Raw genomic sequence first — 16,016 nt, 5'->3', positions numbered from 1 at the left:
AAAACATATATTTTCAAATCTTTTTTATTGCGCAATAAAACAATTTATATAATACTATATAAAACATATACATTTAGGAGGATTACAGCAATGTCCGAAAAAACATACGAACTCGCAACCTTCGCAGGCGGTTGCTTTTGGTGCATGGTAAAACCATTTGATGAACTTCCTGGTATTCATAAAGTACTTTCTGGCTATGCAGGAGGTCATGTAGAAAACCCAACATATGAACAAGTAAAAACCGGAACATCTGGACATTTAGAAGTTGTTCAAATTACATTTGATCCTTCTATTTTTCCTTATCAGAAATTACTAGACTTATATTGGCCACAAATCGATCCAACTGATGATGGCGGACAATTCTTTGACCGTGGTCCATCTTATCGTACCGCTATTTTTTATCATAACGAAACACAAAAAGGGCTTGCTGAAAAATCAAAACAAGCTCTTGCAGAAAGCAGTATGTTTAAAGATCCAATCGTGACTGAAATTCGTCCTGCTGCACCTTTTTACGAAGCAGAGGAATACCACCAACATTTCTATAAAAAGAAGCCAGAGAAATATGCTACTGAGCAAAAAGAATCTGGCCGTGAAGACTTTATTAAAGAAAATTGGCAAAAAAAATAATAAAAACGCATCGTGCTTTTTTAGTACGATGCGTTTTTATTTTTGATAAAAGTACCATACAATTAACAGAACAATTGCTGTTAGTGACCAAAGTACTATCTCGTTTTTTACTCTATTCTTTTTCTTAGTCATTTCATTCCCTCCTAATAACTATTAAACATATTCAAGTTTTTCTTTGTTTAATTGTCCACCTTATATATATGAATACATCCTTACAAATTCTAATAGCAAGACCACCAATAATTCCGATTGCAATTGAAATTACTAACATCTGTCCAAAACTAAAAGAATTTGTGTACGTTATGTAGAGAACGATACATATAAGTAAAACATCCGGTAAAGAAAGTAAAAACCTTTTAAGCATTCCTTTATCTCCTCTATACTTTATTTATATCTTCTACTGTAATTTTGAAAGAAAGTTTGTTCAAAAATTCCATTTAGACCCTCATTTTACGAAAAATAATAAGAATCCCTTTTTAAAAGAGATTCTTATTCAACAGATTTAAGTTTAATTATTTTCTACATATCCTATTCCATAATTACTCCTAAAATAGAATAATATTACTAATCATTTATTGTAAATTGACTATTTGCCAGGCAACCGAATGTCGCGCCAGCTACCTACATCGCATTGGCCAAATTCATTATTACCTACCGCGACCACCGTGCCGTCTGATTTTAGTCCGACTGTATGTGCACAACCAGCCGCTATCGCTACAATATCGCGCCAATCGCTTACGTTACATTGACCATACTCATTCCAGCCCACTGCCACCACGGTACCGTCTAATTTTAGTCCGATTGTATGATTCGGACCAGCCGCTATTGCTACAATATCTATCCAGCCACTTACATCACACTGGTTATGTTTACCATTCCCCACTGCTGTCACCGTACCGTCTCGTTTAAGACCAACAGTATGAAGATACCCAGCCTTGACCGATACAATACCTCGCCAGCTACTTACATTGCATTGACCATATCGATTATTCCCCACAGTCGTCAATGTGCCGTCCAATTTAAGACCGACTGTATGCCAGTCACCCGCTGTGACTGCCACAATACCTTGCCAACTGCTTACATTGCATTCTCCTTCTTTATTTCGGCCCACCGCTACTACCGTGCCATCCGATTTAAGACCAATAGTACGACGCCACCCTGCCGCAACCGCTACAATATTATGCCAATCGTTTACATCACATTGTTCATGCTTATTCCAACCCACTGCTATCGCAGTATTGTCACATGTAAGACCGATTGTATGAGCATTACCTGTGTTCGTCGCCATATGAACATTGCCTGCTGCAACTGCTTCAATATCTCGCCAGCCACATACATTGCATTCTCCTTCTTTACTCCGGCCCACCGCTACTACCGTGCCATCCGATTTAAGACCAACAGTATGACCACGCCCCGCCGCTATCGTATCTTTTGGCCATCGCTTCAATTTTTCTTTCGGTAAAATGTAATCCATGTTTTACCTCCTTGCATATAAGCAACTGTATCATAATAGATATTTTTATCAAATTTCATTATAAATCTACATTTACAAAGAAAGCTTATTTTACTTCTTCAAAAAATAAAAACCTCCAGTTTAAATACTAGAGGTTTTCTCGTTATTTCTTCAAGCGGTCAATAAAATCGTTCAATTTATCTAGCGATTTCATATTCAGATTGCAAGCTACACCATCTTTGCAAATGTAGTTTCCCTTTTTAACGAAAGTTCCTGGTACATCACCTTTAATTTCAACTAAAAACATCCCTACTTCTTCATGCCCATGACATAATGAACAAATACTTTTTTTATTTAAACTTTGGAACGTTCCTTGCAGACCAACAAACTTATTTTTATCATTTTTCGCTATAATAAATTTCCTGCTTGATCCTTTGTCAATCCAGCTTAAATAAGATAATTCTTTCATATCCAGTTCTTCCATATCGGGAAGTTTTAGCTTTTTTGCTTTAGGAAATAATTTTTTTAATGTTTGTGCTGTAACTTCTTGAAACGGAATTACATACGGATTTATTTTCATTAAAAATGATTCTGCATCTTCTCTATTTTGAACTGTTAATACCGTATCAATTAACTCTTTCTGTTCATCGGTTAAATTCTCAAATACATGTATTATCTTTTCAATCGCAAGTGATTTTAACGCTTGAATTACACCTCTATCGTTTGCCGTTGCATGCCCGTTTGCTAAAATATAAGCTTGTGATTTTATAAAATTATATTGATCACTTCTAATAAACGCTTCCATCTTTATCACTCCATACAAATTGTTGATCTAGTTTTATTGTATACAATGATTACGTTTTTTGATATGTAAAAGATAACTTAGAAACAAACATTACATATATCACTTATTCTCTACCGCTGCATTTCCTGACAAAAGAAGCCATCATCTGTTTTCCATTCCGCATATAATACGTCTTCAAATTTAGTAATTCCTTTTTGCTTAATTTGTTTATAAAGCCATCCTTCATCAAATCCCGCTTCCCTCAAATTATCCTTAACTACTTTTCCATCACTAATTAATGAAATTGGTAAGTATACAGGCTTATGTTTTAAACTTAAATCATTTATAGTAGGAGATTCGTATTTACTTTTTTTCAGAACGCTTATGTTTCCGTTAGGCTCCAATATCATATATTCAACTTCTCGGATTGAAAATATATCTTTTTGTTGTCTTAACATTTGTTGTAATTGGTTAATGTCCAAATGATTTGATTTTAATTGTTCTCTATCAATATGCCCATTACGAATGATAATAGAAGGGTATCCTTCAAAGAACTTTCTTGTCCTTCTAAATTTTTGTGTTATTACTTCTATTGCGTAAATTAATATTACCCATACAAACACAGCGTATAAAATAGACCATACTCTCACCTCAGGATCATATACAGTGTTTCCAACTAGTTCTCCGATTACAATCGCAGAAATAAAATCAAAAGGGGTTAGCTGTGATATTTGTGTTTTCCCTAATATTTTAGTAGCAATTAATAAAACAAAAAAACCAACAAAAAGTTCTATCGTTATTTGTCCAAGATGATTCATATGTGTTCACCTTTCTGTAATATGAAATATAACGTTTTTATTCCTATTCACATTTCTATACAATACTATTGCGATTCATTTTTTCTATTATCATGCCCATTCACACCCTATATATCCAATACATACAAAGCAAAAAGAGTCTAGTTCAAAATAATATTTGAACTAGACTCTTTTATGCTCATTTAGAATACACAATCTTTTTAATCGTTTCCCCAGAAAGAAAATATTCTTCTGCAAGTTGATGAATAGCAATCCCACTTTTAAACGCTTCTTTAATTGCTTTATTTCTTTCATCTAGTTGTTTTCTTCCGCCAGATCGTGTACCCCATTTATAATGTTTCGTTTCTTGTTTCGGAATGTAAATTGTTTCACCTTGTATATACTTTTGAATTTCAGTAATTAAACTCTCTGGTAAAACAGCATTAGCTTTTACGTATTTCATTTCTGCTCGCCCCTTATTTTTTATGGTTCATTTCAATAAGGTGCAAAGCCAAATATAAAAAATGATACGAGCTCATATAGGCGATTGTATATTACTTGTCTACCTCACGCAAAGTATCGCCATTTCCATACTTGGCTTTGCATGAGACGTTGCAGTGTCTGGCAATTGAATTATAATCGCCATATAAACACCTCCTAATATACCTTTTGCATTTTATTATATGATAAAATCCCTCTCCTTGCATCTTCATACTTTTTCAGCAATAAATAATTAATTTTGATATAATACTTTTTATTGAATCAAAAATCATTGTGAGGTTACGTTATGAGGAAAAAAATTATCATTACAATCGTTACACTATTCTTTATTATCACGGCATTATTCGGAACATACAAATTGATGAACGCAAGAAGCTTTCAATTATTTGGAGATTTAACACAACGCGTAGAAACAAATGAAAAAGTGATCGCTTTAACTTTTGATGATGGCCCTACTAACAATGTAAAACAAATATTACCGTTACTAGATAAATACAACGCTAAAGCTACTTTCTTTTTAATTGGAAATGAATTAGAGAAAAGTCTATCATTAGGAGAAGCTATCGCGCAATCTGGGCACCAGCTTGGAAACCATACATATTCTCATAAAAGAATGATTTTCAAAACACCTTCTTTTATTAAAGATGAAATAGAAAAAACGAATTCATTAATCCGCCAAACAGGATTTACAGACGAAATTGATTTTAGACCGCCTAACGGAAAAAAATTAATTGGACTACCCTATTATTTAAATAAAAATAATATTGAAACGATTATATGGGATCTTGAGCCCGATACTTTTTATAAATCTGCGGCTGATAAAATTAAATATGTTAATAAAAATGTAAAACCAGGTTCTATCATTTTACTGCATTCTATGTATGATGAGTCTGATGACAATTTAAAAACGATTGAAGGTATTTTAGATTCTTTATCTAAGAAGGGCTATCAGTTCGTAACAGTAAATGAATTGCAAAAAAGAGCAAAATAAAAAGAAAGGTAGCGTATCTTTGTATGATACGCCACCTTTCTTTTTATATAATGCCAAGTACATTTAAGAATACGATAATAATCGCAATTGGTGCGATAAAGCGAAGTAAGAATAACCATAATACGAATAGTTTATAACCTTTATTTTTACTTACACCTAGCTCTTTCATTAATACATCTTTCTTCATTTTTAAAGGAACAAAGATAGAAACTAATAATACACCAAGTGGCATTAAAACGTTACTTACTGCATAGTCCGCTAAATCAAAGACTGTCTTTCCGAAAATCTTCAGATCACTTAATATACCGAATGATAATGCTGATGGTACCCCAACAACGAAGATTAATAACCCTACGATTAAGGCCATTTTTTCACGTTTCCCTTTACCTTTTGATGTTAACGATGCAACACTAATTTCTAACATCGAAATTGCTGATGTAATCGTAGCGAAGAAGAATAGTAATAAGAAAACGATGAAGAATAATTTTCCGAATGCCATTTTACTGAAAATAGCTGGCAACACGATAAATAATAGTCCCGGCCCTTGAGATGGTTCCATTCCAAATGCGAACACAACTGGGAAAATTGCAAGTCCTGCAAGTAATGTAATAACAAGAGTTAAGGCTACGATAGAAAATGCTGAACGTGGTAAGCTTTCTTCTTTCGGTAAGTATGAGCTATACGTTACCATAACGGCTACCCCGACAGATAATGAGAAAAACGATTGCCCCATTGCGTATAATATAACTTCTGATGTTACATGTGAGAAATCAGGTTGTAAGAAGAAACGAACGCCTTCTCCAGCACCATCTAATGTAAGTGCACGAACGATTAATACAAAGAATAAAACGAATAGTGCTGGCATGAAATATTTATTTACTTTTTCAACACCATTTTGTACACCTTTACTTACGATGAAAATAGTAATAAGGATGAATAATAGCTGTGATCCAACTGCTAAATATGGATTGGAAATGATTTCACCAAACGTAGCTTCGTATGCTCCATTTCCTTCCCATAGTCTACCTGTAATTGCATTCCATAAATATAATAAAATCCAGCCTCCTACAACACTGTAGAAAGAAAGTAATATGAAACATGTTACAATTCCTAATTTACCTAACCAAGGCCATAACGTTTTAGGAGCAATCTCTCTATATGCATCGACAGCCTCTTTTTGTGTACTTCTTCCAATAACAAATTCAGCTAATAATAGCGGTAAACCAATTAATAATGTGAAACCGATGAAAATTAGGAAGAACGCTCCGCCTCCTCCAATGCCGGCCATATATGGGAATTTCCAAATCGCCCCAAGACCAATTGCCGAACCTGCTGCAGCTAATACGAAACCTAATTTCGATGTCCATTGCTGTGAATTCATTTGTTAATCTCCTCTCTGTCTCTTTTTCTTTGTTACAATTCGGTATTTATATTGTTCTATCAATACTCTTTTCTAATACGTTCACTTCCTCCCTAATAATAAAAAACGCCCCTACGTAAATACGTAGGGACGACAAAAATATCGCGGTACCACCCTAGTTGTGAAGAATACTAAGAAACCACCTAAATAAAAATGCCCCTACGCAAAAACGTAGGGACGATAAAATATCGCGGTACCACCCTAGTTATGAAGCCACACCAAAGTTAGGACCTAAATAAAAAACGTCCCTACGTAAATACGTAGGGACGATAAATATCGCGGTACCACCCTAGTTGTGAAACAATCTTCACCACTTTATTTGATAACGGTATAAACTACCGTCTTTCATTTCCTCATAATGCGAGATTTATGAAAGATGCTCCAGGACGAACTTCATGAATAATCTATATACTGATTCACACCAACCATCAGCTCTCTGAAATAGGGAGATATTCACTACTATACCCTTTCATTGCCCAAATATTATTTTCCGAATTGATTACTATCATTTTTATCACACATTAAAAATAGTGTCAACTTATATTTTGAATTTTTATGTATTACAATCTATTTAAAAATTTGAAATATAAGTTTTAGTTTAGAAAACAAGTAGATTAGTACATAACGAATTCTAACAGGCAATAGAAAAAGAATTACGTATTATTGATACTTATTCCAGAAGAAAAATCATCTAGAAACATAACCTATCTCTATCTGTATTAGTTTTTAAGAGTTTGATGGATACCAAGAAAATTTCGCATCACTATCCAGTGGTCTATTTTTCGTTTCTTCTTTAATTACACGAAACCATTCATTTAAAATTTGAGTTTTGGGCAATTGAGCAGCAAGGTTATCTTCCCAAATTATATGTGAGAACCAGGCTTTCGTTTCCCATTCAAACTGCAATTGTGCGAACGAAATTATAGGGTGATCAGCTTCACGAAATTGCTCATTTACTGCATTTGAAACTTCTGGAGCTTGCGGTAACAACTCGTTCTGAATTCTATTTCTTATCGTCACATTTTCTAGCTGATCCCAGAAATACAATTGCCCATTTATTTGATAAAAAATATCAAATGAAGCCTCACCTTTCTTCAAATTCAATAATACGAAAGCACGTTCCACATCATTGTCAGCCGCCTTTACAGCATTAACAATTATATTTTGTGCCATTGATACCCAGTAACTAGTCGCTTCCTCTACCGGTGATTCAACATACAATTCTTCACTTAATTCATGAAGAGTGGCTTCTTGCTCATTTACTTTTTCAACTTTTTTAAAAAACCTATTAAAAAAACCCATAACTTCCCCCTTATTACTGTTTTCTATTTCACAAAATAAAAAATAGATTTTTCTTGCTCATCCACATTTACTCCTGGCGCGTATGTATGAACTTGTTGCAACACTTCTTCTATTAGCAACTCTAACTCCTGCACACTATTTTCTGGATTCCCTATTAATGTGTCCGCCATACGTTCATATAATTTTTCAGGTTTAATAGTCATTCGTTCCACATTATTAGGCATCCATTTAAACGCTGGATGATGTACGTACATTTTATTCAAACCAAATAAAACACCGAATACGTTCCTTTGTACTTCGCAAATAACGTCATAAAGCATAAGCCAATCTTTCCGTTTTAAAAGCGCCTTTCGATTGTGCCAACGATTACTTAACCATAGATTTTCTGAAATCATCCGTTTTACTAGTTCATCTGGATATGCCGCTACTTTTTCTTTTAATTCATTCACTTTCCCTTCTCCATACAAACTAACACCATCATGAACGGATGATACAATACATTGTTTTTCATAACTTATATCATATTGATCCACCACATCCGAAATCACTTTCTCTACTGTCTCTGTTAAAAAGTTACTAATCTCTAATTTAATTCCCTCTTTCGTTAAATACGTTTCCGACCATTCTTCTTCCTCATACGGATGATACGATAATATTTTCCCATCAATATGATAAATAGGGGCCCTACGATCCTCATCTTCCGGCGGTGTTGACCATAAAATATGTAATTCTATATCTGAATGTTCATCTTCAAGCTTTCTAGCTACTGAACCCGCTAAAATAATGGCTTCTACTTTCGGATTTTTCCTATAAATCTCTGACATCTCTATCGCTTTCTCTTTTAATCCCATTTCATTTCCCCCTAAAATTGCAGTAATCCCCTATATTCCATTTATCTATTTCGATATTACAGCTTGCATTACCTTTTCAAATTCCTACTGCATCATATTTCTATCCAAAAGCGCTGAATAACTTCACCAGTACGAGAAGAAACTATTTCATTTTCTAACACACCGCCGACCTTTTGAATCGTTTTAGCAGAACCGATATTGGATTTATCGCAAGTTATTAATACTTTCTGCAATCCTAATTTTTGCGCTTCAGCTAATGCAAGCTTTAGTTGTTTCGTAGCGTAACCGTGGCGACGTTTATTCGGATGGACACTATATCCAATATGACCGCTTTCCCGTAATAATTCTGGATTTAATCTATGTCTAATATTCACAAAACCTATAAGTTCTCCTTTTTCAAAACTTAAAAACTGACTAGATGGCATTCGATTAGCTAGTAAATTTTCTCCTAATTCTTGTTTACTCACTTTTTCAAACCATTCATCAAGAGAATCAAAGTTTTGTAAAGAACTACTTCCATGTGGTTGTTCCCCTGAGTGTAAAAACGCGTGTCTATACGCTGTAATATGCTCACTATATTCATGGGTTGGTTTTAATAGTTTCATTGTTCTTCTCCCCCTCTTTATTCCATAAAACAAACACCTTAATAGCAGTTATTCACTATTAAGGTGTTTCTATCCTTTTTATTCAAATAACCCCATACTCAAATAACGTTCACCTGTATCAGGCGCAATACATAAAACTTTTTTACCAACGCCTAGGCGTTTCGCTATCATGATTGCAGCGTAAACAGATGCTCCAGAAGACGGACCAACTAATAATCCCTCTTGTCTAGCTAAGTTTCTCATTGTCGTTAAAGCCTCTTCGTCTGCAATTTGAATAATTTCGTTATACACTTCTGTATTTAAGTTTTTCGGGATAAACCCTGGGCTTGTTCCTACTAGTTTATGAGGACCTGGTACACCACCTGATAAAACGGGAGATCCTTTCGGTTCCACTACTGCAATATATAAGTTTGGTAATTTCTCTTTTAACGTTTCACCAGTCCCTGTAATCGTTCCGCCTGTTCCTGCCGTTGCAACAAAGGCGTCAAGCTCTCTATCCATTTGTTCATAAATTTCAAGCGCAGTCGTATAGCGGTGAATATTCGGATTAGCTGGGTTTTCAAATTGTTGCGGAATAAAACTATTCGGTATTTGCTTTTGCAATTCTAACGCCTTCGCAATTGCTCCTGGCATTCTTTGTTCTGCTGGTGTTAAAACTACTTCTGCTCCGTATGCTTTCAATAAATTAATACGCTCTTTTGACATATTATCTGGCATAATTAAAATCGCTTTATACCCTTTAGCTGCTGCATTCATCGCTAAACCAATCCCTGTATTCCCGCTTGTCGGTTCAATGATTGTATCTCCTGGTTTGATGAGACCATTTTCTTCTGCAACGTGAAGTAAATTATAAGCAGCACGGTCTTTCACACTGCGCGATGGATTAAACATTTCTAGTTTCACATACACATCTGCTGCGTCTTCCGGAATAAATTTAGATAATCGGACGACAGGTGTATCGCCTATTAATTCTGTTACGTTTTCACATAATTTCATAGCGCATCCCCTATTCTATCGTTTTCTTATCACTTGGCAGTAACCATGAAGTGAGTCCAATTAATGGTAGACAACTACATAATAGCATAATAAATTGCAGGCTATATATATCTGCTAATTTCCCAAGAACTACTGCACCTAATGCTCCAAGTCCAAACGCAAGACCTACGATTAATCCTGACACCATTCCCACTTTTCCAGGTACAAGCTCTTGTGCATATACAACAATTACACTAAAACTACTTGAACTAATAAAACCGATACATAAAAATAACGGTACGACCCACACAAGTGAGACATGTGGTAATAACAGTGCAAGTGGCGCTGAACCTAACATTGAAAATACGATGATATTTTTCTTACCAAATCGATCTGCTAACGGTCCTCCGAAGAAAGTTCCTAACACACCAGCAATCATAAATGCGAATACGAAATACTGGGCATTTTTTATAGATAAACCGTAATGCTCTATTAAGTAAAATTGATAGAAATTCCCGATACCAGCACCGTACCAAGAGCGTACAAAAGTAAGAAAAACAAGAAGTATAATAACGAATTTAATGTGTGTACTTACAATTGCATTTTCCGCCTCAAGCGCAGCCCTCTTCTTCCTTCTTACAGCGCCGGTTGCTAATTCATTTTTGTACCAATTCGATACGAAAATTAATAATACAATTCCTACTGCTGCAAATGCTGTAAAACCTAATGAACCAATTTGACCGAGTGGAACGAAAATTAGCGCTGTAAAAATAGGAGCTAAGGAATTCCCCGTGTTTCCCCCAACTTGATAAATCGCTTGCGCTAACCCTCGTTTTGCACCTGCCGCCATATACGCAACACGAGCGCCTTCTGGATGAAAAACTGCGGAACCTAAACCAATAAATAAAACAGAAATAATAACAATAATAAAGTTTGGTGCAAACGCGAGTCCAATCATTCCAAGCATGCTTGAAAACATACCGAGTGGTAATAAAAATGGTGATGGCTTCTTATCTGAATACATACCAAACACCGGTTGCATAATCGATGACGTCATATTTAAAGCAAACGCAATCCACCCTACTTGCATATAGGATAAATTCATCGTTTTTTCCAAAATAGGAAACAACGCCGGCACAACTGCTTGCATCGAATCATTTAAAAAATGCCCAAAGCTAATCGCAAATAAAATTCGATATATTGTCGGTGTTTCTACAGTTTTTTTGTGTGAAACTGCCTGCATATGTGAATCTCCCCTTTCTGTACAAAATATATATTTATTACAGTAGGTGTAATAAATTCTGACTTTTGAAACATTTCTATTCTATACTGCTTTCATTTCTTTTTCCAGAAATATAACTTAACTCCAGTCATTGGCTTGCATCCTTGTAACTTTCAGCGGTAAAACAGTACAAAAAAAGACAACCCAATCACATACTGGGTTGCCTCTTACATTAAATTGCAAAATGCTTATACTTCTCGTAATCACTCGTCTTACATTCTATTTCTAATTTGGTACCTTCGTTTTCGTAACTCGTAGATAAAACGTGTGCATGATTATTGAAATACGAAACTACCTGTCCTTGATCATATGGAATTAACATTTCACACTTCGTATACTCTTTATAGATGTGTGAGCGAATCATTTCTACAAGTTCTTCAATTCCAACATGTTTCTTCGCTGATAAATAAACGCGATCTTCTTGCACTTTCGGAATTTCAACATCTACCATATCTGATTTATTATAAGCATAGATCGTTGGAATATTTTCTACTCCAATTTTCTTTAACGTTTCATTTGTAATATCAATTAATTGTTCATAATTTGAATTTGCGTAATCTACGACGTGAATAAGTAGGTCTGCTTCCGCTACTTCTTCTAACGTTGAACGGAACGCCTTCACAAGATGATGTGGTAATTTACTTACAAATCCAACTGTATCTGTTAATAAGAATGATTTATTATCTGGCAAATCAATATTTCGTACAGATGTTTCTAACGTCGCGAATAACATATCTTTTTCAAATACTTGTTTTTCTTCTGTACCATTATAAATTTCAAGCATTGCATTCATCGTCGTTGACTTTCCTGCATTCGTATAACCTACTAATGCTACTACAGGTATTTCATTTTTCTTACGTTGCTTTCGCTGCGTTTGACGCTGGGCAACGAGCGCTTCTAAATCTTTATTTAACACTGAAATTTGTTCTTCAATTTTACGACGGTCTAACTCTAACTTCTTCTCACCGACACCTTTATTTTTCGTACCAACGCCGCCGCTCTGTCTTCCTAACGATTCACGAAGACCGATTAAACGAGGCATCATATACTGAAGATGGGCTACTTCTACTTGTAGCTGTGCTTCTTTCGTTTTCGCACGTTGCGCAAAAATATCTAAAATTAAAATGGTACGATCAATTACCTTACAATCTAAATCCTCTTCTAAATTTCGAATTTGTGAAGGAGATAATTCATCATTAAAGATGACCATATTCGCATCTATTTCTTGTACATACGCTGCTACTTCTTCAATCTTTCCTTTTCCGATATAATGCGATGGATTTACTCGTTGTAAATTTTGCGTTACTTGCCCAATTACCTCTACATCACAAGCTTCCGCAAGATTTGTTAACTCTTCCATCGAATATGCAAAATCATCTTCATTACCTACATTTACTCCAACTAAAACTGCTCTTTGTAATACTTCTTCCATATATTTATTCCTCCATTTCGATTACGTAAAATAAAAAACACAGGTCGCTGCCTGTGTTTTCGTAAACGGATAAGGGTTCATCAAAGAAATAGAAGAAAGCTGTGCTTTCATCCTATCTCATAGTAAAAAAAGTCCCAAAATCGTATACGTATCCACAATAAGTGTTCACCTATACAATCCCATTCTATTTATAAAGGCAAAACAAAAAGAGGGCGTATTCGTCCCTCCCTCTTTTTCACATATAAGCTTAATAAAGGGTTCCTTTAAAATAGGCAGACCAATCCCGTTCACTCTGTACACAGACAGAGCCTTTGAGCGCTATTCAATTATTGGCACAAAGTATTGAGACGTAATCTGATTAAGATCAAAGGAAGCCCCTCCGTTCATTTTAAGTTACATAAAGTGTAGCATAAGTAATTCGCTTTCACAAGGTTTAACAACCTATATCACACCAAAGAAAATCGTTATATTTTTACTTTAATCGTCATTTTTTGCGAATTTTTCTCACAATAAAAATAACAAAAGCAATTATCAATTTTAGAAACTTCTCGTATATTATTTTTACAACACTCGCTAAATTCCTTCATAGTAAGTTAAGTCGTTCAATACATCAAAAATCTATATTGACATTTTTATAACCTAATATTAGTATCAGGTTATAAAAATAAAAATTAGGAGATGTTCCTATGCATTCTAAATCTCGTATTACTGCAATTGGTACTTATGTTCCAAATCAAATATTGTCTAATAACGATTTAGAAAAGATGGTCCATACGAATGATGAATGGATTGTACAAAGAACAGGAATGAAGGAAAGAAGAATCGCTAGCGAAGAAGAATATTCCTCAAACTTAGCCATTAAAGCAATTAAAAATTTATGTACAACATATAAGAAAAACTTAGAAGATGTCGACTGTATCATTGTCGCTACTACTACTGCTGATTACGTTTTCCCTAGCGTTGCTTGCCAAATACAACAATACTTCAACATACCTCATACACTAGCTTTTGATTTAAATGCAACTTGTGCTGGTTTTACATATGGACTACACGTCGGTAATAGCTTAATCACTTCTGGATCACATGAAAAAGTACTTGTCGTAGCGACAGAGACATTATCTAAAGTTACTGATTATACCGATAGAACGACCTGTATTTTATTCGGTGATGGTGCTGGAGCTATTTTATTAGAAAGAGATGAAGACACCCCAAGCTTTATCGCTGCTCACATGGGAACAAACGGTGATGGCGGCATTCATCTATATAGAACAAACTTATCTACTACTATGAATGGCACACCACTGCAAACAAATGAAAAAATCGTTCAAAATGGAAGAGAAGTATATAAATGGGCAACACGTACAGTGCCAAAAGGCATAAAAGATTTAATACATACCGCAAATATGCCAGTAGATGATATAGACTGGTTCATACCCCACAGCGCTAACTTACGAATGATCGAATCTATTTGCGAAAAATCTCAAATTTCAATACAAAAAACATTAACGAGCGTGGAATATATGGGGAATACCTCTTCAGTCACCATTCCACTCGCTCTAGATTTAGCTATAAAAGAAGGGAAGTTAAATAATGGAGACACACTTTTACTATACGGATTCGGTGGTGGTCTTACACATTTAGGGCTTATTGTAGAGTGGAATTTAATTTAAGTGTATAAAAAGAGGCTCTAGTCAGTAACTAGAACCTCTTTTTCATTTAATTTCTTGCCCCTTTTCGAGACCATATCACAACAGGAATAAGTAATAACGCTAACACGCCTCCAGCCAATGACAATACCGCATAACTTGAATTCGCTACTACCATACCTGACATCGCTCCACCAGAAGCTCCAGCTAGCGCAATACAAACATCTATTTTCCCTTGTGTTTTAGCACGTGTAGACGGTGTTGTGGAATCAACGATTTGTGCTGTACCACTTATCAATCCGAGGTTCCATCCTAGCCCAAGTAAAGAAAGAGCAACGATTAATAATAATAAAGAATCACTTGGCGCTATCGCAGCTATGACACCCGCTGCAAGTAAAATCACTCCACCAGCTATACTCATTGTAGTTCGGCCAATTTTATCAATTAACATTCCTGTAACGAGAGATGGAAGATACATTGCACCTACATGAAAACCTATCACAAGTCCTACTGCACTTAAACCGTGACCGTGGTGTCCCATATGAACTGGCGTCATCGTCATAATCGCAACCATCACTATTTGCGTAAGTATCATTACGATTGCTCCAACTGTAATACCTCGTTTATTTTCTTTCGCTTCTTCTGTTACTGGTTGCCCTTTATATGTATGTTCCTGTTTATATCTTTCTATTATGTTAGCAATAATTAACGGATCTGGACGAAGCATAACAAAAAGAACTAGACCCGCCAGTATAAATGCTGCTGCCGATAGTATGAACGGACCTGCAAGTTTAGGAACTCCAATTGAATGAGCAAAACTTCCCATTACCCCTACTAAATTTGGTCCTGCAACTGCACCGAAAGTCGTCATTACCATCGTAATACTAACAGCCGTTGCTCTCTGCTTCTTATCTGCTAAATCTGTACCTGCATAACGAGCTTGTAGATTCGTGGCTGTACCGGCACCATATATGAGTAAAGAAATAAGTAAAAGAATAATACTATTTGTTAAAGCTGCCATTACAACACCAATTGCTCCAAATCCACCTACTATGAACCCTGTTGCAAGACCTATCCGGCGTCCATATCGTTGCGAAAGCTTCCCTACTATGAAAGCTGCTAATGCCGATCCTAATGTAAACATAGCAGTTGGTAATCCTGCAAATGCATCTGTTCCAAGCATTTGCTGCGCAAGAAGTGCTCCCACTGTAATACCAGCAGCTAGTCCTGCACCGCCAAACATTTGTGAAATGCTGACGATTATTAACGTTCGTTTGTATAGTTTTTGTTGCTCTTCTTCTGTGTACACATGATTATCTATTAAAGCCCCTGCCTTATCTAGCAATTCCC

Annotated in this window: 16 protein-coding genes and 1 other annotated feature; of the genes, 3 read left to right on the top strand and 13 right to left on the bottom strand. The window is 35.4% G+C overall.

The window, feature by feature from the left end:
• Window positions 1-90: 90 nt before the first annotated feature.
• Window positions 91-627 (top strand): peptide-methionine (S)-S-oxide reductase MsrA, encoded by a 537-nt coding sequence (gene msrA / locus NZ044_RS09165; RefSeq protein WP_001291895.1) that lies wholly within the window; start codon window positions 91-93, stop codon window positions 625-627.
• Between the two features lie 163 nt (window positions 628-790).
• On the opposite strand, the gene NZ044_RS09160 is transcribed toward msrA, so the two are convergent.
• The 5 genes from NZ044_RS09160 to NZ044_RS09140 form a co-directional block, all read right to left on the bottom strand.
• Window positions 791-991 carry a hypothetical protein gene (locus NZ044_RS09160; RefSeq protein ID WP_000919317.1) on the bottom strand — a complete coding sequence of 67 codons (201 nt, stop codon included), beginning with the start codon at window positions 989-991 and terminating at the stop codon, window positions 791-793.
• 222 nt (window positions 992-1,213) lie between these two features.
• Window positions 1,214-2,101 (bottom strand): RCC1 domain-containing protein, encoded by an 888-nt coding sequence (locus tag NZ044_RS09155; protein ID WP_000384549.1) that lies wholly within the window; start codon window positions 2,099-2,101, stop codon window positions 1,214-1,216.
• 142 nt (window positions 2,102-2,243) lie between these two features.
• Window positions 2,244-2,885 carry a FusB/FusC family EF-G-binding protein gene (locus tag NZ044_RS09150; protein WP_000387066.1) on the bottom strand — a complete coding sequence of 214 codons (642 nt, stop codon included), beginning with the start codon at window positions 2,883-2,885 and terminating at the stop codon, window positions 2,244-2,246.
• A 110-nt stretch (window positions 2,886-2,995) separates the two neighbouring features.
• Entirely contained in the window at window positions 2,996-3,682 is a 687-nt protein-coding gene (locus NZ044_RS09145) for a DUF421 domain-containing protein (RefSeq protein ID WP_001015968.1), read from the bottom strand.
• 178 nt (window positions 3,683-3,860) lie between these two features.
• On the bottom strand, window positions 3,861-4,124 hold the full coding sequence (locus tag NZ044_RS09140) for a CD3324 family protein (RefSeq protein WP_000878325.1): 264 nt from the start codon (window positions 4,122-4,124) through the stop codon (window positions 3,861-3,863).
• A 324-nt stretch (window positions 4,125-4,448) separates the two neighbouring features.
• Between NZ044_RS09140 and NZ044_RS09135 the strand changes: the two genes are divergently transcribed.
• Complete coding sequence (locus NZ044_RS09135; protein WP_001227581.1) at window positions 4,449-5,153, top strand: polysaccharide deacetylase family protein; 705 nt, start codon at window positions 4,449-4,451, stop codon at window positions 5,151-5,153.
• Between the two features lie 43 nt (window positions 5,154-5,196).
• Here the strand turns inward: NZ044_RS09135 and NZ044_RS09130 are convergent, their stop codons facing one another.
• From NZ044_RS09130 to hflX, 7 genes are all read right to left on the bottom strand, one after another.
• Window positions 5,197-6,534 carry a sodium-dependent transporter gene (locus NZ044_RS09130; protein ID WP_001088185.1) on the bottom strand — a complete coding sequence of 446 codons (1,338 nt, stop codon included), beginning with the start codon at window positions 6,532-6,534 and terminating at the stop codon, window positions 5,197-5,199.
• A gap of 298 nt (window positions 6,535-6,832) precedes the next feature.
• Window positions 6,833-7,055: a binding site (T-box leader), on the bottom strand.
• Window positions 7,056-7,299: 244 nt separating this feature from the next.
• Complete coding sequence (locus NZ044_RS09125; RefSeq protein ID WP_000505549.1) at window positions 7,300-7,875, bottom strand: hypothetical protein; 576 nt, start codon at window positions 7,873-7,875, stop codon at window positions 7,300-7,302.
• Between the two features lie 23 nt (window positions 7,876-7,898).
• A complete protein-coding gene (locus NZ044_RS09120) occupies window positions 7,899-8,726 on the bottom strand; it encodes a DUF4037 domain-containing protein (protein ID WP_000523177.1) in 828 nt (275 codons plus the stop codon).
• Between the two features lie 92 nt (window positions 8,727-8,818).
• Window positions 8,819-9,331 carry a GNAT family N-acetyltransferase gene (locus tag NZ044_RS09115; protein WP_000771300.1) on the bottom strand — a complete coding sequence of 171 codons (513 nt, stop codon included), beginning with the start codon at window positions 9,329-9,331 and terminating at the stop codon, window positions 8,819-8,821.
• 78 nt (window positions 9,332-9,409) lie between these two features.
• The gene (cysK, locus tag NZ044_RS09110; protein WP_000762276.1) at window positions 9,410-10,327 is read right to left on the bottom strand and encodes a cysteine synthase A; all 918 of its coding nucleotides are present in this window, start codon (window positions 10,325-10,327) and stop codon (window positions 9,410-9,412) included.
• 10 nt (window positions 10,328-10,337) lie between these two features.
• Window positions 10,338-11,549, bottom strand: coding sequence for an MFS transporter (locus NZ044_RS09105; protein WP_001149399.1), 1,212 nt, complete (start codon window positions 11,547-11,549; stop codon window positions 10,338-10,340).
• Window positions 11,550-11,760: 211 nt separating this feature from the next.
• On the bottom strand, window positions 11,761-13,020 hold the full coding sequence (gene hflX / locus NZ044_RS09100; RefSeq protein ID WP_000393288.1) for a GTPase HflX: 1,260 nt from the start codon (window positions 13,018-13,020) through the stop codon (window positions 11,761-11,763).
• Window positions 13,021-13,706: 686 nt separating this feature from the next.
• On the opposite strand from hflX, the gene NZ044_RS09095 reads away from it, so the two are divergent.
• Window positions 13,707-14,690, top strand: coding sequence for a ketoacyl-ACP synthase III (locus NZ044_RS09095; RefSeq protein ID WP_000555770.1), 984 nt, complete (start codon window positions 13,707-13,709; stop codon window positions 14,688-14,690).
• A 46-nt stretch (window positions 14,691-14,736) separates the two neighbouring features.
• On the opposite strand, the gene NZ044_RS09090 is transcribed toward NZ044_RS09095, so the two are convergent.
• On the bottom strand, window positions 14,737-16,011 hold the full coding sequence (locus NZ044_RS09090) for an MFS transporter (protein WP_098506623.1): 1,275 nt from the start codon (window positions 16,009-16,011) through the stop codon (window positions 14,737-14,739).
• Window positions 16,012-16,016: the final 5 nt, after the last annotated feature.

Origin of the sequence: Bacillus sp. FSL K6-1338 (genome assembly GCF_038006965.1) — a bacterium.
GTDB classification, from domain to species: Bacteria; Bacillota; Bacilli; order Bacillales; family Bacillaceae_G; genus Bacillus_A; species Bacillus_A thuringiensis_S.
The sequence above is the reverse complement of the archived record's forward strand: the minus strand, read 5'-3'. Positions and strand labels throughout refer to the sequence as shown.

Bases quoted from the DNA above. Each gene is read 5' to 3' on its own strand.
- msrA (WP_001291895.1), top strand. From the start codon at position 91: ATGTCCGAAAAAACATACGAACTCGCAACCTTCGCAGGCGGTTGCTTT.
- NZ044_RS09160 (WP_000919317.1), bottom strand. From the start codon at position 991: ATGCTTAAAAGGTTTTTACTTTCTTTACCGGATGTTTTACTTATATGT.
- NZ044_RS09155 (WP_000384549.1), bottom strand. From the start codon at position 2,101: ATGGATTACATTTTACCGAAAGAAAAATTGAAGCGATGGCCAAAAGAT.
- NZ044_RS09150 (WP_000387066.1), bottom strand. From the start codon at position 2,885: ATGGAAGCGTTTATTAGAAGTGATCAATATAATTTTATAAAATCACAA.
- NZ044_RS09145 (WP_001015968.1), bottom strand. From the start codon at position 3,682: ATGAATCATCTTGGACAAATAACGATAGAACTTTTTGTTGGTTTTTTT.
- NZ044_RS09140 (WP_000878325.1), bottom strand. From the start codon at position 4,124: ATGAAATACGTAAAAGCTAATGCTGTTTTACCAGAGAGTTTAATTACT.
- NZ044_RS09135 (WP_001227581.1), top strand. From the start codon at position 4,449: ATGAGGAAAAAAATTATCATTACAATCGTTACACTATTCTTTATTATC.
- NZ044_RS09130 (WP_001088185.1), bottom strand. From the start codon at position 6,534: ATGAATTCACAGCAATGGACATCGAAATTAGGTTTCGTATTAGCTGCA.
- NZ044_RS09125 (WP_000505549.1), bottom strand. From the start codon at position 7,875: ATGGGTTTTTTTAATAGGTTTTTTAAAAAAGTTGAAAAAGTAAATGAG.
- NZ044_RS09120 (WP_000523177.1), bottom strand. From the start codon at position 8,726: ATGGGATTAAAAGAGAAAGCGATAGAGATGTCAGAGATTTATAGGAAA.
- NZ044_RS09115 (WP_000771300.1), bottom strand. From the start codon at position 9,331: ATGAAACTATTAAAACCAACCCATGAATATAGTGAGCATATTACAGCG.
- cysK (WP_000762276.1), bottom strand. From the start codon at position 10,327: ATGAAATTATGTGAAAACGTAACAGAATTAATAGGCGATACACCTGTC.
- NZ044_RS09105 (WP_001149399.1), bottom strand. From the start codon at position 11,549: ATGCAGGCAGTTTCACACAAAAAAACTGTAGAAACACCGACAATATAT.
- hflX (WP_000393288.1), bottom strand. From the start codon at position 13,020: ATGGAAGAAGTATTACAAAGAGCAGTTTTAGTTGGAGTAAATGTAGGT.
- NZ044_RS09095 (WP_000555770.1), top strand. From the start codon at position 13,707: ATGCATTCTAAATCTCGTATTACTGCAATTGGTACTTATGTTCCAAAT.